This is a genomic window from Herbaspirillum sp. WKF16 (assembly GCF_028993615.1).
Taxonomy (GTDB): domain Bacteria; phylum Pseudomonadota; class Gammaproteobacteria; order Burkholderiales; family Burkholderiaceae_D; genus Herbaspirillum.
In genome coordinates this window covers 3465532-3479656 of sequence record NZ_CP118632.1, presented here as the reverse complement: position 1 = coordinate 3479656, position 14125 = coordinate 3465532, and the positions used below count along the sequence as shown (strand labels likewise).

The 14125-nt window shown below is 60.0% G+C and carries 12 protein-coding genes; 6 read left to right on the top strand and 6 right to left on the bottom strand.

From position 1 onward, the window contains the following. Positions 1-53: 53 nt before the first annotated feature. The 3 genes from Herbaro_RS15770 to Herbaro_RS15760 are packed head-to-tail and all read right to left on the bottom strand — an operon-like array spanning position 54 to position 2082. Entirely contained in the window at positions 54-581 is a 528-nt protein-coding gene (locus Herbaro_RS15770) for a TPM domain-containing protein (protein ID WP_275010562.1), read from the bottom strand. 1 nt (position 582) lies between these two features. Further along, positions 583-1479, bottom strand: a complete 897-nt coding sequence (locus Herbaro_RS15765; RefSeq protein WP_275010561.1) for a TPM domain-containing protein — start codon at positions 1477-1479, stop codon at positions 583-585. Between the two features lie 9 nt (positions 1480-1488). Then, positions 1489-2082 (bottom strand): LemA family protein, encoded by a 594-nt coding sequence (locus Herbaro_RS15760; RefSeq protein ID WP_275010560.1) that lies wholly within the window; start codon positions 2080-2082, stop codon positions 1489-1491. A gap of 169 nt (positions 2083-2251) precedes the next feature. On the opposite strand from Herbaro_RS15760, the gene pyrF reads away from it, so the two are divergent. From pyrF to Herbaro_RS15730, 6 genes are all read left to right on the top strand, one after another. After that, entirely contained in the window at positions 2252-3070 is an 819-nt protein-coding gene (gene pyrF, locus Herbaro_RS15755) for an orotidine-5'-phosphate decarboxylase (RefSeq protein WP_275010559.1), read from the top strand. A gap of 273 nt (positions 3071-3343) precedes the next feature. Further along, positions 3344-5509: a peptidase domain-containing ABC transporter gene (locus Herbaro_RS15750; RefSeq protein WP_275010558.1), complete on the top strand. Its 2166-nt coding sequence runs from the start codon at positions 3344-3346 to the stop codon at positions 5507-5509. Positions 5510-5511: 2 nt separating this feature from the next. Then, positions 5512-6936: an HlyD family type I secretion periplasmic adaptor subunit gene (locus Herbaro_RS15745; RefSeq protein WP_275010557.1), complete on the top strand. Its 1425-nt coding sequence runs from the start codon at positions 5512-5514 to the stop codon at positions 6934-6936. Positions 6937-7151: 215 nt separating this feature from the next. Beyond that, positions 7152-8048: a hypothetical protein gene (locus Herbaro_RS15740; RefSeq protein ID WP_275010556.1), complete on the top strand. Its 897-nt coding sequence runs from the start codon at positions 7152-7154 to the stop codon at positions 8046-8048. 618 nt (positions 8049-8666) lie between these two features. Further along, complete coding sequence (locus Herbaro_RS15735) at positions 8667-8942, top strand: hypothetical protein (protein WP_275010555.1); 276 nt, start codon at positions 8667-8669, stop codon at positions 8940-8942. 2 nt (positions 8943-8944) lie between these two features. Beyond that, complete coding sequence (locus Herbaro_RS15730) at positions 8945-11599, top strand: calcium-binding protein (RefSeq protein ID WP_275010554.1); 2655 nt, start codon at positions 8945-8947, stop codon at positions 11597-11599. A gap of 158 nt (positions 11600-11757) precedes the next feature. Here Herbaro_RS15730 and Herbaro_RS15725 read toward each other — a convergent pair whose 3' ends face one another. The 3 genes from Herbaro_RS15725 to thiL form a co-directional block, all read right to left on the bottom strand. Beyond that, a complete protein-coding gene (locus Herbaro_RS15725; protein ID WP_275010553.1) occupies positions 11758-12240 on the bottom strand; it encodes a CinA family protein in 483 nt (160 codons plus the stop codon). A 115-nt stretch (positions 12241-12355) separates the two neighbouring features. Next, on the bottom strand, positions 12356-12907 hold the full coding sequence (locus Herbaro_RS15720) for a phosphatidylglycerophosphatase A family protein (protein WP_275010552.1): 552 nt from the start codon (positions 12905-12907) through the stop codon (positions 12356-12358). Further along, positions 12904-13869, bottom strand: a complete 966-nt coding sequence (thiL, locus tag Herbaro_RS15715) for a thiamine-phosphate kinase (RefSeq protein ID WP_275010551.1) — start codon at positions 13867-13869, stop codon at positions 12904-12906. The genes Herbaro_RS15720 and thiL overlap by 4 nt, the downstream gene beginning before the upstream one ends. Positions 13870-14125: the final 256 nt, after the last annotated feature.

Genomic DNA, 14125 nt, shown 5'->3' with positions numbered 1-14125 from the left:
CATAAAAAAACGCCGCCGCGGCATGGCCGTCGGCGGCGTTTTGTTTTCCGCGATCAGAGCACGACCGGTTTATCGGAGAGCTCGTTGTGATCGGGGCCGCCATCGTGGCGCGGCATGGCCTCGGCCAGGAGGGCATGCAGCCGCTCCAGCGCCGCGAGCGTGCTGTCGCGATAGTCGCCGCGCGCATAGCCGGCAGTCATGGTGCGGCAGACTTCCTGCCATTGCTCGCGCGTGACCGCGCGCGCGGCGCCGCGGTCGGCGACGATCTCCACCTTGTGGTCGGCCAGGTTGATGTAGACCAGCACGCCGCAGTTTTCTTCGGTATCCCAGATGCGGTAGCGCGCGAACAGTTCGTGCGCGCGCTGGCGCGCGCCTTCGCCGCGCCACACCGCGCCGGCCGACAAGGCGGCCTCGACGATCAGCTTGACCTGGGCGCGATGGCGCTGTTCGCCTTCGGCGATGCTGGCCTGGATGGCCTTGAGCAGCGCCGAGGGAAATGCCTGCCGCGCCGCCGCGCGCGTGCTGCGCAGGTGATTGAACAGGCGCGCGGCCCGGGAGCTGGGTTGCTTGCGATGTTCCATGTCACCAATCCCCAGAGGCGCCGCCGCCGTCGAATGTGCCGCCGCCGCCGTCGAATGTGCCGCCGCCGCCGTCGAATGTGCCGCCGCCGCCCGAGAACGAGCCGCCGCCTGAAGAGAAGCCGCCCGAGGAGCCGCCGGTGAATCCGCCCGAACTGCCGAATCCGCCCGAGCGGCTGGAGGAGGCGCCGCGCGCCGCCTGGTCGAGGATGCTGCCGATGATCACGCCGGCGCCGCGGCCCCAGTCGTTGCTGTTGAGGTTGTTGCGCGCCCGTCGGCGCGATTTCATCAGCACCAGGAAGAACACCGCCAAGAACACCAGCACCACGACCAGCGTCATCCAGCCGCCATCGTCATCCTGGGGCGGCGCGGCAGGGCGCTGCGCGGCCGGCAGGCCTTCCTTGTCCAGCAGCCCGGCGATGGCCGAGACGCCGGCCGCCAGGCCGCCATAGAAATCGTTCTGGCGGAAGTGCGGGGCGATCACGTCCTCCAGGATGCGTTTGGATTGCGCATCGGTCAGGCTGCCCTGCACGCCGCGCCCGGCCTCGATGCGCAGGCGCCGCAGCGCCTTGGGATTGTCGCGCGCGACGATCAGGATCACGCCGTCGTCGACCCCCTTGCGCCCCAGCTTCCAGGCCTCGGCCACGCGGATGCCATATTGCTCGATGGCCTCCGGCGCGGTGGACGCCATCAGCAGCACTGCGATCTGGCTGCCGGTGCGGCTCTCGTACTCGGTCAGCACGCCGTCCAGCGCGGCGCGCTGCCGGCTGTCCAGCAAGCCGGCCTGGTCGATCACGTGGCCCGACAAGGGCGGGACGGCGACGAAATCGTCAGCCGCAGCCATGCCCGCCGCCAGGCAGAGCAGGGCCGGCAGCAGCAGGCGCAGGAGGAACTGGCGCATCGCCTGCGCTTATTTGCCGAAGTTGACGGTGGGCGCGGTCGAGATCGCCTTCTCGTTTTCCACGGTGAAGGAGGGCTTGACCGGATAGCCGAAGATCTTGGCGGTGATGTTGCTGGGGAAGCTGCGCGCCAGGACGTTGTACTCCTGGACCGAGGCGATGTAGCGCTGGCGCGCCACGGTGATGCGGTTCTCGGTGCCTTCCAGTTGCGACTGCAGGTCGCGGAAGCCGGTGTCGGCCTTGAGCTGCGGATAGTTCTCCGACACCGCCATCAGGCGCGACAGCGCCGACGACAGCTGGCCCTGCACCTGCTGGAACCTGGCGAAGGCTTCCGGGTTGTTCAGCACTTCCGGCGTGATCTGGAAGCTGGTGGCCGCGGCGCGCGCCTGGGTCACGGCTTCCAGCGTGTCCTTCTCGTGGGCGGCATAGCCCTTGACGGTGTTGACGAGGTTGGGGATCAGGTCGGCGCGGCGCTGGTACTGGTTCACCACTTCGCCCCAGGCCGCCTTGGTGGCCTCATCCTTGGCCTGGAAGTCGTTATAGCCGCAGCCGGAGAGCGTCAGCGCCAGCAGCGCGATGGCCAGCCATGCGAACGGTTTTTTCATGGTGTTGTTCCTTGTCAGAAATGAATGCGTTCCAGCGCGAACGCCTTGGATCGGCGGCGCGCCGTCAAGTACCCGATTTTCGCCCGAAATGCACCGAAAAGACGGTAAAAATCGGGTTTGGGCATGCCGGCGCGATACAATAGCGCATCTTCAAGCTTAAGGCATCACCGTGACATTCATCGAGAAATTAAACGCCGCGTGGACTTCGCGCAATTCCCTGCTCTGCGTCGGCCTGGATCCCGACGTCAAGAAATTCCCCGAGGAGCTGCAGGGCAAGCCGGACGCGATCTATGAATTCTGCCGCGCCATCATCGACGCCACCGCCGACACCGCCTGCGCCTTCAAGCCGCAGATCGCCTATTTCGCCGCGCTGGGCGCGGAAGAGCAGCTCGAGCGCATCTGCGCCTACCTGCGCACCAATTATCCCGACATTCCCCTGGTGCTGGACGCCAAGCGCGGCGACATCGGCGCCACCGCCGAGCAATACGCGCGCGAAGCCTTCGAGCGCTACAACGCCGACGTCGTCACCGTCAGCCCCTACATGGGCTGGGACTCGGTCTCGCCCTACCTGGAGTGGAAGGACCGCGGCGTGATCGTGCTGTGCCGCACCTCCAACGCCGGCGGTTCCGACCTGCAATTCCTGGAAGTCGACGGCAAGCCGCTGTACCAGCACGTGGCGCGCCTCGTGGCCGAGAAGTGGAACACCAACGGCCAATGCGGCCTGGTGGTCGGCGCCACCTTCCCGCACGAGCTGGCGCAGGTGCGCTCCATCATCGGCGACATGCCGCTCTTGGTGCCCGGCGTGGGCGCCCAGGGCGGCGACGTCGAAGCCACCGTGAAATCCGGCAAGACCGCCGCCGGCGCCGGCATGATGATCAACTCCTCGCGCGCCATCCTCTACGCCAAGCGCGAAGCCGGCGAAGACTTCAAGGCCGCCGCGCGCCGCGTGGCCATTGAGACGCGAGACGCGATCAACCAATATCGATAGTGAGTGAGCGTCGTTCCCGCTGCGGCGGAGGCGATACACTCCCAAAAAGCAAGCCGCGCTGCGAAAGCATGCGTGGCTTGTTTTTTATGTGCAGATGAAGCGATGTTGCATGCCAGATTGCTTTTTCTGTGCAGGTTCTGAAATGTTTTGATTTTTATCGGCATTGTCTTCGCCATTCCGGGAATCGCAGTTCCTTCATGGCATGTTCCGCAGCTTCCCTCTGTTCCTTGGTTTCAGAAAGGACAGAGATACTTGGCTGGCACAGGGGCATGAATGAGACGAATCGAGATCGGGCAAACGGATTTCCTGTGGATACTCCAAAGCGTCTGCTTGCTTTTTCGCAAGCCGTTTTCCCTTCCTCTTGCGCAACAGCATTTCCCGTCACCTCATGACCTGGCCTCGCTGCAGGAGGCCCTGTGGCATTATGGGTTGCACACATCCGTTGCGGCTTGCCCCGCACGCAAGCCGCTCCGGCAGCCTTTGCCATTTCTGGCGTTCCTGAAGCGAGAGAGCGCGGCAGCAGGCCGGGAGCAACCATCGCCCGCGCTGGTGTTGCAGATGGACGCCGAGCAGGTTTCCCTGCTGCGGCCGGGAGATCTTTCTCCGTGCACCATGGCGCTTGCCGCATTCGCCGGACGCCTTTCTGGCCAGATCGTTCATATCCAGCAGCCGACCGCAGCGGCCAACGATGCAGACGTGGACGAAGCCATCTCATCCAGGCCCCGATTCGGCTTCCGATGGTTCATTCCGGAGCTGCTCAAGCATCGGGGGATATGGGAAGAAGTCTTGCTGGCGTCGTTCGCCATTCAGTTAATGGCGCTGGCTACGCCGCTGTTCACGCAGGCCATCATCGATAAGGTGGTGGTCCACCGCACGCAAAGCACGCTGTTTGTGATCGTCATCTGCATGATCCTGTTCATGGCGTTCTCGGCGCTGTTGTCCTGGCTGAGGCAATACCTGATCCTGCACACGGGCAACCGCGTCGATGCCGTATTGGGCTGCGCCGTCTTCGAGCGCCTGCTCAAGCTCCCGCCCCTGTATTTCCAGAACCGCCCAACCGGGGTGGTGGCGGCCCGGCTCCATGGCGTCGAGACCATCCGCGACTTCATCGCCAGCGCGGCGGTGTCATTGGTGCTGGACCTGCCGTTCCTCCTGATATTCGTCGGCGTCATGCTGTATTACAGCGTACCCCTGACGCTGATCGTGCTTGCGGTGTTGGCCCTGATTGTCGGCCTGAGCCTCATGACCGCGCCGTTGTTCCAGACGCGCCTGCAGGAGCAATTTCGGCTGGGCGCGCGCAACCAGGCCTTCCTGACGGAGTACATCGCCGGCATGGAAACGGTGAAGTCGCTCCAGCTCGAGCCCCAGCTCCACGCGCGTTATCGCGGTTTCCTGGCCGACTATCTACAGGCCGGTTTCGCCAGCCGGCAGCTTGGCAACAGCTACAACACCCTGGCCAATCTGCTCGAGCAATGCATGAGCCTGCTCATCCTCGGCGTCGGCGCTTATGCGGTGATGCAGTCGGCCGAGTTCACCATCGGCATGCTGGTGGCCTTCCAGATGTTCGCCGGCAAGCTCTCCCAACCCATGTTGCGGCTGGTGGGGCTGTGGCAGCAATTTCAGCAGGCCAGACTCTCCGTCGCCCGGCTTGGCGACATCATGAACGCGCCCACGGAGCCTTACTCGGTGATGCCTGCGCGCGATCATCGTGCCAAGGGGGCGATACAGATCGAGCAGATCTCCTTCCGGTATCACCTGCAACAGGGTTTGCTCTATGAAAACCTCTCCCTGTCCGTGCAACCGGGGCAGGCCGTGGCGATCATGGGGCCGTCAGGCTGCGGCAAGAGCACGCTGGCCAAACTGCTGCAAGGCTTCTACCAGCCGGAGGCCGGCGCCATACGCATCGACGGTATCGACATCCGCTATCTGGCGGCCAATCAGTTACGGCGCCACTTCGGCGTAGTGCCCCAGGAGACCATCTTGTTTTCCGGCACCCTCTATGACAACTTGCTCATGGCCAGCCCACAGGCCACTTTTGAACAGGTAAGCATGGCCTGCAAGATGGCCGAGATACATCAGGCGATAGAAGCCTTGCCGCAAGGCTATCAAACCGAAATCGGCGAACGCGGCGCCGGCTTGTCGGGTGGCCAGAAGCAACGCATCGCGATCGCCCGCGCCTTGCTCAAGCGGCCCGATATCCTCATCTTCGATGAAGCCACCAGCGCGCTCGACAGCGTGACCGCGGAGTTGTTTGCCCGAACCGTCAACAACCTGAAGGGAAAGGTGACCATGCTGTTCATCACGCATGGGCTACCGCGCGGCCTCAAGCTCGATGCCATCTACAGGATCGGCCCCGGCGGCGCGCAAGCGGTGGCAATGCCTTCCGCTGCGCCGGCCTCCATGGCCACCGCCGGTCAGGGCAACGCCCAAGGGGAGTAGGCATGTCCTTCACGACTGGGCCGCACTCGCCGGCCTCTACGCAGGGGCGAGCGGCGGGCGCAGACATCATCCCGCTCCCGACGGCCCGTCGCTGGGACGATCCCCTCGGCCTGATGCAAGGCACGCCGCCGGCGCAAAACGGCCGCCTGGTGCTTTGGACGATCAGCATCCTGACCCTGGCGATCGTCCTCTGGGCAGGCGTGGGCAAGCTGGACATCATTGTCAGCGCCGAAGGCAAGCTGGTGCCGCAGACCCTGCTCAAGATCGTGCAGCCGGCCGAAGCCGGCGTCGTCCGGCAGATCCTGGTCAACGAAGGAGACAAGGTCAAGGCAGGGCAAGTACTGGCGCGACTGGACACCACCCTCGCGCATGCGGACAGCGCCGTCGTCGTCGGCGACCTGGCACATCAGCGCATGCAGGAGCGGCGGATCAAGGCCGAACTGTCGGATCAGCCGATGCTGCCCTCGGTCGGTGAAGACCCGACCGTGTTTGCACAGGTGTCAGGTCAGTACCGCGCGCATCGCCAAGCTTATCTGGACAGCCTGGCGCAGGAGCGCGCCCTGTTGAACAAGGCCGAGCACGAGCGTCGCGGGGCCCTGCAAATCCTGTCCAAGCTGGAGCAGGCCTTGCCCACATATGAGCGCGCCGCCGACGCCTACACCAAGCTGGAAGGAGAAGGATTCTTTAGCCCGCTGGCGACTGCGGACAAACGGCGCGAGGCTACTGAAAAAGCGCACGACCTGGACGCGCAACGCTCCGCGGTGGCGGCTCTCGACGCTGCGATTCGGGCTCAGGAACGGCGCATCGGCCAGATTCAAAGCTCTTACCGTAGTGAACTGGAAAAGGAGCATGCCGATATCCGCGCCAGGATCGCGCAGCTGCAGCCCAGTATCGACAAGGCTGTCTATCGAGAGGGCCTGATGGAACTGAAAGCGCCCCAGGACGCGATCGTGAAAGACCTCGCTACCACCGGCCTGGGTTTTGTGGTCCAGCCTGGCAACGTGGTCATGACACTGGTTCCACAAGCTGAGCCGCTCTTTGCCGACGTCAGCATCAGGAACGAGGATGTGGGATTCGTCGCAGCGGGACAGAGCGCGCAGATCAAGGTGGCGGCCTATCCGTTTCAGAAATACGGGATGCTTGGCGGCGTCGTAACCCACATCGGCCCCGACGCTACTGACATCCGTCGGCAAGATCAAGCCGACTCCGTAAAGGGCAGCGACGACCCGTTCAATGCCTCAGTTTCCAAATACAAGGCAAGGGTCCGCTTGAACGGCCAGGCGCTGCGGGATCCGTTTGGCAAGTCTCTGTCACTGACGCCAGGTATGCAGGTGACCGTAGAGATCCAGCAAGGAAAGCGCACCGTGCTTGAGTACCTGCTATCGCCCGTGCAAAGGGTGGCTCAGCAGGCGGGGCGAGAGAGATAGTGAGAAATGCCGATCAAATAAATTGGTGACGACAGCCTCGCTATACATACGCGACAAAGATTATCAATGAAACCTGCGAAAAGACTTTGATTATTCCTGTTTGTTAGGGACGGATTTATCTGACCACGAAAAGCATCTTATTTTTTAGTGCATATCGCCTTCTGAGGGAGAGTTTTTTTTAGGTCGCAGGAGCAGTTCATTTGCAGAGGGAAAAGATGAAAAATCCTGACGAACAAAGCGTCCGCAAGTCCCGTCTTCCCGGTCGCATCGTCGCGTGTGGCTTGGTGCTGGTATTCGTTGTCATGCTGACGATCCTTATAGTGGCCCTAAGTGAGCTGTCAGATGATCAGCCCATGGTTGGATTCCAATCGCCTGAAATGGCGGCGGCCAAATACGCTAAAGGCGAAGTGATAGGCAATCTGGGTGGCATGCCGGTCACGATTCCTCCACACTTCGCGCACTACGTTGAATACGATGGAGATCCAGGATGGGGGGAGAGGATGAGTAGTTCGAGACCGTTACGTGATCATCAATCGAAATTACGCGGGTTTAGCTTTAAGGTGCGCTATCCAGATATGGGAGGAGCAGATAGCCCTGGTGGACATCGAGATCAGGTGAGTTATCCGCAGGAGAACACACCGTGGATTCATGGACTGCTAAACACGGGGCAAGATTATTCGGGCGATGGCTTTATGGATCGGTGGGTGCATAGGACAGTTGAGATACCAAATCGAATTTTAAAGTACGCCAACTATGAAAAATTACCAAAACGAGAATATGAGTTGACGATATATGCGCCGACGGGACTAGATCCCAAAACGAAAAAACCGTATCGCGAGGATGATGACGCAAAAGACGTTTTCATTTCTCGAGATCAGACGGGAAAAGTGGAAACCTATATTTACTGCAGTAACCGCCGAGGCGATTGGACGGTGCAGATCTGCACCCAGGTCTTTAGCCTTGAGCCGAGGGCGAAAGCAGATGTCTCCGTCTCATATCGGCGAAACCTGCTGCCTGAGTGGTGGAAAATCCAGCAAGCTGTTCGCCGTTTGATTTTTGATTTCTCCGTTCCTTCTTCCGCAAGTATTTGCAGAAAATCCGATATTTCTTAGTTGAAATTTTTGTCCACTTTCTTCTGTTCGCTGTCCTAGAGAACGTCATTAAGGACGACGTTGCTACGCTAGTTTCTGAAAGAAATCAGCGGCTGATCACCAACTTGATCAGTACATTGATTTCGTGAAGGGGGACTGTGTCGCCAACGATATCAGTGCGCCGGTTTAGCGTAATTGGATATGACTTTTTTATGGAGGCTGGAGTGGAAATTTTATGGAGATGTATTGCAATCACTTTCGCTATGACGGGCTTGATGGGCTATGGGGAACGATATCGTGAGCAGGGAAATGCATTCGCTATGTCAGCAATTCAGGCATTGATTGACAAGGGAATTTGCAAAGACAAGGAAGACTGTCACTCAAGAATGCACATTACAGGGGCAAATGGGGATCAATACGTACTGCTATCTATGACGTTAAGGACCGGCATGCATTGGCGGCATATGTGGCATTTCCGTCGAACATGGAATGGAGATGACTGGTGGGATTCCGGTTTCAATAGTGGTCTATCCCAAACCGCAAAGCGAATACATGAACAAAATTTTTAGCGGGAAGAAAGCGATTGTCGAGATTGAGGTGAGAGCATAAATCCAAAAATACAAATTAAGCCGAATCTCCATGGAGGAAATCTTGGAAGAAATTTTATCTTTTCTACAAATATTGGTTTTTGCAATTGGGATATTTTGTGAGTTCATTTTCCCAATTTTTTCCACTCTGATTGTGAAATTCAAGGAGGGAAGATTTGTTTTTTTCTACAACATCATTCCTGAGAAAAAAGGTAGTGATTTGGCCGACGAATTAGATTTACAGAGAGCTAATTTGCATTGGGTGGCGGTCGTTTGTGCAGCAGCCTTTATCTTGATTAGGTTTATTCATCATTTTATGAAAGCTTAAAAATGGCGAGCTCCTTAGATGTTGGTGAAACTATTGCAAATGGATTTAGTGCACTTGGTGCGATGAATGATGCAAAGTCATCTCATGATTTTGTTGTCGCAGCAGAGCAAGCCGCAGCATATTTGGGAGCCATTGCGCTTAACCCGATGATTGCTGGCGCAGCAATAGCGACAAATTCGCTCGCTGCTACAGGGACTTTGTGGAAGATTATTGGCGATATGAAAAGGTCTGGAAAGGCTGACTTCGGTGATGTCGCATCGCTGGCAGGCAATATCGTAACGATCTCTGCCGCGGTAGCTGTATCGATCAATCCCGTTTCTAGGGCCGCGATATTGGCTACTCAAATTGGGCGTGGCATTGGCTGGCTAGGTTTTTCAATGTATACGATTAGTAAGGCTAAAGCAGAGGAAACTCGCAATGAGATAATTTCCAATCTGCAAAAGTCCTTCAATGCTGCGGAAAAAGAGGTTAGTCCGCTGATTTTGGATTTGAATGGCGATGGCGTGCAAACGATGGGCATCGATGCCGGTGTTCATTTTGATCATGATAGAAATGGCTTCTCCGAGACCACGGGTTGGGTCGGCAAAGGCGACGGCCTGCTGGTATGGGACAAAAACGGCAACGGCCAGATCGACGATGGCAATGAACTCTTTGGCAACAACAGCATTGACAAGGAGGGCAGGAAATCGCGACACGGATTTTCTGCCTTGTCCAAGCTCGATGGCAACGGCGACAAGAGGATCGATATTCGCGATCTCGCGTACGCAGATCTGCGCATCTGGCGGGACCTGAACAGCGATGGTCTGTTGGATGCCGGGGAGCTTGCGACGCTGGAACAAGCAGGTGTCAAAAGCCTCAATGCGGGATTCACCAGCAGCGAGTTCATTGACGAACAAGGCAACGCCCATCGGCAGCTTGGCAGCTATGAGAGAAGCGACGGTGCAAGCGCCGCGATGGAGGACGTCTGGTTCAAGTACGACGCCGCTCGTACCATCGACAAGATCCAAGTCGCGGAGGATGGCAGCATCCAGGCCTTGCCCGATGTGCAAGGCTTTGGAAATGCACACAACTTGCGGCAGGCAATGGCGAGGGACGGCAGTGGGAAGTTGCAGGCGCTCATTCAGCAATTCGGCGTCACCGCCGATATCGATACTCGCCGCGCCATCGTTACCGATATTCTCTATCTGTGGGCCGGGGTTCAGGACATCGATCCTTCCAGCCGCACCAATGCCTATTGGGGCAATCTCATCGGCGACGCCCGCAAGCTGGCTACCCTGGAAGTTTTTCTTGGACAGCGGTACTACCAGCCTGGCCAAGGCACCAGCCCCGCAATCCGTGCGGCCTGGCAGTTGCGCTCCGCATTCAACATGTTGTCCGACTATGTGTATGGGCAGCTCGCCCTGCCAACTCACTACCAGTCGCTTATCGATAGCCTCCAACTGAGGTTGGTTGACGGCGCTATCGAGATCGATACCCGCGCCATGGTGGGAACGCTCAGGGAGATTTACCAGGCAGACGGCAAGCAGGGATTGAAGATGCTCATTGATTTCAAATCTGCAATCAAGGGCATGGGCGCGCCTGGAGTGGAAATCATCGCTCAAATGCAGAAACAAGATGAGGGCGGCGAGGCGGAACTGTTCGGCAAGGTACTGAGGGGCTTTGGCGATGAGGCTTACCTTGAGGGCAATGCCGGGGATGATGTGCTGAAAGCTACCGACAAAAGCACACTGTTGGATGCCGGTGTCGGAAATGACACCATCCAAGGCGGCGCCGGTAACGACATCCTCTTGGGAGGCCCGGGAGATGACGCCTTGCATGGCAGTACGGGCAATGATGTTCTTGATGGCGGGCGCGGCGACGACCATCTTTTCGGCGGCAATGGTGCCGATATTTACTGGTTCGGCAAGGGATCCGGGCGGGACACCATCAATAACTTCGACTGGGATGATATTGGCGGCGACAACGCTGATGTCATCTTGTTTGGTGCGGATATCGGGAGCGACGACATCAAGTTGAGCCGGGATGCTACCGACCTGGTCATCAGTCTCGAAGGTGAGGAAGATAGCTTGCGCGTGCAAAGCTACTTCAGCCAGGACGGCACGTCCGCTTGCGCCCTGGAGGGGCTCCGGTTCGCCGATGGCACGGTGTGGGATATCGCAAGCGTCAAGGCCAGGGTGCTTGCGTCGACCGCAGGTAATGACGCCCTATATGGCTATGGAGTCGATGATGTCATCGATGGTGGGGATGGCAATGACACTATTACCGGCTATGCCGGCAACGATATTCTCTATGGCGGACGGGATGACGACGCCTTGTATGGCTCTGAAGGCTGTGACAGATTGGATGGCGGGAGCGGCAACGACTATCTTTCCGGTGGATCCGGCACGGATACGTATATATTCAGGGTTGGTTCCGGGGCTGATGTGATCGACAATGCCAAGGCTGACATAGTGGCATTTGAAGACGTCAAGTCAACGGAACTGCGCGGATATCATCGTATGAAGAATGATCTGGTGCTGGACTATGGGATAGATGACAGTGTGCGGATAACCAATTTCTTCGTCAGCGCGAATTGGCAATTCGGCACGATCCAGTTCAGCGACAGCGTCAAATGGACGCCTGGCCAGTTGCGTGAGAATTACGCGTTGCTGGGGTGATTGGTTCGTGGAAGGGCAGCACGGGGAAATCCGCACCCGCGGCAATATTGAAGATGCCCAGACCTGTCATTGAGCAAGTAACAGGCAAACAAGAAAAAATCAAGATGGGGCTGCATTACGATGCAGCCTCATTTTTTTAGTGACGCATGAAAACCGCGTCAGTCGCTGAGCAGCTTGAGCAAGCCCTGGAGCGAATGCACCACCGTCTGCTCCCGCACCGCCTTGCGGTCGCCCTGGAACACCAGCCGTTCGGTATAGGTCTTGTCGCCCACGCGCCAGCCGAAGCACACCGTGCCGACCGGCTTGCCGGGCACTGCGCCGCCGGGACCGGCGATGCCGGTGGTGGAGACGGCGACATCCGAGCTGCTGTTGGCGACCGCGCCTTCGGCCATGGCGCCGGCGATCTCTTCGCTGACGGCGCCGTGTTGCGCGATCGTGGCTTCGGAGATGTCCAGCAGTTCGTTCTTGGAGGCGTTGGAATAGGTCACGAAGCCGCAGTCGAACCATTCGGAAGAGCCTGCGATCTCGGTAATGGCGTGCGCGATGCCGCCGCCGGTGCACGATTCCGCAGTGGCTAGCAGCAGGCCCTTGGCCTTCAGGGCCTGGCCCACGCGTGTGGCTAAGTCAATCGTGGTGTCCATGAGTGTCGTCCCAGGTGATGCCGCCAGCCCCTTCCGATGGCCGCGGCCGGTTGATCATGAGCATGCGTGGACTAGGATACTCCCTCCGCCGGATTTGTTGAACCGTCCGCCCCAATCAAAAATAGGCGCGCCAGAAGGCGAACACCAGCAGCGTGTAGAAGGCCGCCAGGATGTCGTCCCACATGACCCCGAAACCGCCCTTGAAGCGGCGATCGAACCAGGCGATCGGCGGCGGCTTGACCATGTCGAAGAAACGGAACACCACGAAGGCGGCGAACTGGGTCTTCAGGCTGGCCGGCATGACCAGCACCAGCACCAGCCAGAAGGCGATGATCTCGTCCCACACCATGCTGCCGTCGTCGGGCGAGTTGAGCGCGCGGCCGGTGCGGTGGCAGGCCCAGACGCCGACCACGAAGCCGGCCGCGATGATGATGAGCCAGTTGGCTGCCGTGAAGATGTGCGGCCAGCGCGCGCTGAGCACCACATAGGACAGCCACGCGAACAGCGTGCCGGCGGTGCCCGGCATGATGGGCGAGAGGCCGCTGCCGAAGCCCTGCGCGATCCAGTGCGCGGGATGGGCCAGCATGAAGTGCGCGGTCGGCTTGCGTTTTGCAGCCGCCGGTGGCGGCGGCGTGAAGGCGGGGGAGGGTGTCGATTCCTGGGTCATGAACGGAAATGGTCGAAGGATGCGAGGTCCAGTTGCAGCGCTTGCCCTGCCGAGTCCAGCAGGCGCAGGCCTGGCTCGCTGTCGATGCGGCCCACGCGGGTGACGTTGACGCCGGCCGCGTGGGCGGCTTTCTCGACGGCTTCGCGCTGGCGCACTGGCGCGGTGAAGCAGAGTTCGTAATCGTCGCCGCCGGCCAGCGTGAAGCGACGGCGCAGGTCGGCGTCGCGCTGCTGCAGCACATTGCCTGGGGGCAGGGCGTCGACCTCGAGCGTGGCGCCGTGATGCGAGCGCTCAAGGATATGGCCGAGGTCGCCGGCCAGGCCGTCGGAAATGTCGATGGCCGCATGGGCGATGCCGCGCAGCGCCACGCCCAGCTCCACGCGCGGCGTGGGTTCGTGCATGCGCGGCGCGGCCTGCAGCAGCTCGGCGTCGGACAGCGCGAGTTCGTTGCGGTAGGCGGCCAGCGCCAGGCGGGCGTCGCCCAGCGAGCCGGAGATCCAGATGTCGTCGCCCACGCGCGCGGCGTCGCGGCGCAATGCCTGCTGTGGCGGCACTTCGCCGAACACGGTGATGCTGATGGTGAGCGGGCCCTTGGTGGTGTCGCCGCCGATCAGCTCGCAGCCGTGGCGGTCGGCCAGCGCCAGCATGCCTTGCGAGAACGGGGCCAGCCATGCGGGGTCGGCCTCGGGCAGCGCTAGCGCCAGCGTGAAGGCGATCGGCTGCGCGCCCATCGCCGCCAGGTCCGACAGGTTGACGGCCAGGCACTTGTGGCCCAGCGCCAGCGGATCGGCATCGGGGAAGAAATGGCGGCCCGAGACCAGCATGTCGCTGGAGATGGCCAGCTGCATGCCCGGGGCCGGCGTCATCAGCGCGCAATCGTCGCCCACGCCGAGCGCCGTGCGGCTGTCGGGAGCGGGCGGGCGGCTGAAATAGCGCGCGATCAGTTCAAATTCGGTCAGCATGGGACGATTGTAACCAATCCGTCATTGCTTCTGGAGGACAATAAGGTCTATCGTTCGGAGGCGCGCAAGCGGCAATGCATTGGATGCTGCGATGCAGCATGCGCACCGAAATCGCGCACGCATGGCGCCGCACGCCGGCGTCGCACGGCGCGGCGCGCGATGCGCTGCAAGGGCGGCCACAAGCCTTCCCTCATCGCTGCGGCATGCTTATCGGGCCTGCCTTTGCGGCCGGTCGGCGCCGTAAGGACTTTCCACA

Coding starts and splice junctions, on each gene's coding strand:
- Herbaro_RS15745 (WP_275010557.1), top strand. CDS start 5,512: ATGTCCTTCACGACTGGGCCGCACTCGCCGGCCTCTACGCAGGGGCGA.
- Herbaro_RS15725 (WP_275010553.1), bottom strand. CDS start 12,240: ATGGACACCACGATTGACTTAGCCACACGCGTGGGCCAGGCCCTGAAG.
- thiL (WP_275010551.1), bottom strand. CDS start 13,869: ATGCTGACCGAATTTGAACTGATCGCGCGCTATTTCAGCCGCCCGCCC.
- Herbaro_RS15740 (WP_275010556.1), top strand. CDS start 7,152: ATGAAAAATCCTGACGAACAAAGCGTCCGCAAGTCCCGTCTTCCCGGT.
- Herbaro_RS15720 (WP_275010552.1), bottom strand. CDS start 12,907: ATGACCCAGGAATCGACACCCTCCCCCGCCTTCACGCCGCCGCCACCG.
- Herbaro_RS15765 (WP_275010561.1), bottom strand. CDS start 1,479: ATGCGCCAGTTCCTCCTGCGCCTGCTGCTGCCGGCCCTGCTCTGCCTG.
- Herbaro_RS15750 (WP_275010558.1), top strand. CDS start 3,344: ATGAGACGAATCGAGATCGGGCAAACGGATTTCCTGTGGATACTCCAA.
- Herbaro_RS15770 (WP_275010562.1), bottom strand. CDS start 581: ATGGAACATCGCAAGCAACCCAGCTCCCGGGCCGCGCGCCTGTTCAAT.
- Herbaro_RS15730 (WP_275010554.1), top strand. CDS start 8,945: ATGGCGAGCTCCTTAGATGTTGGTGAAACTATTGCAAATGGATTTAGT.
- Herbaro_RS15735 (WP_275010555.1), top strand. CDS start 8,667: ATGGAGGAAATCTTGGAAGAAATTTTATCTTTTCTACAAATATTGGTT.
- Herbaro_RS15760 (WP_275010560.1), bottom strand. CDS start 2,082: ATGAAAAAACCGTTCGCATGGCTGGCCATCGCGCTGCTGGCGCTGACG.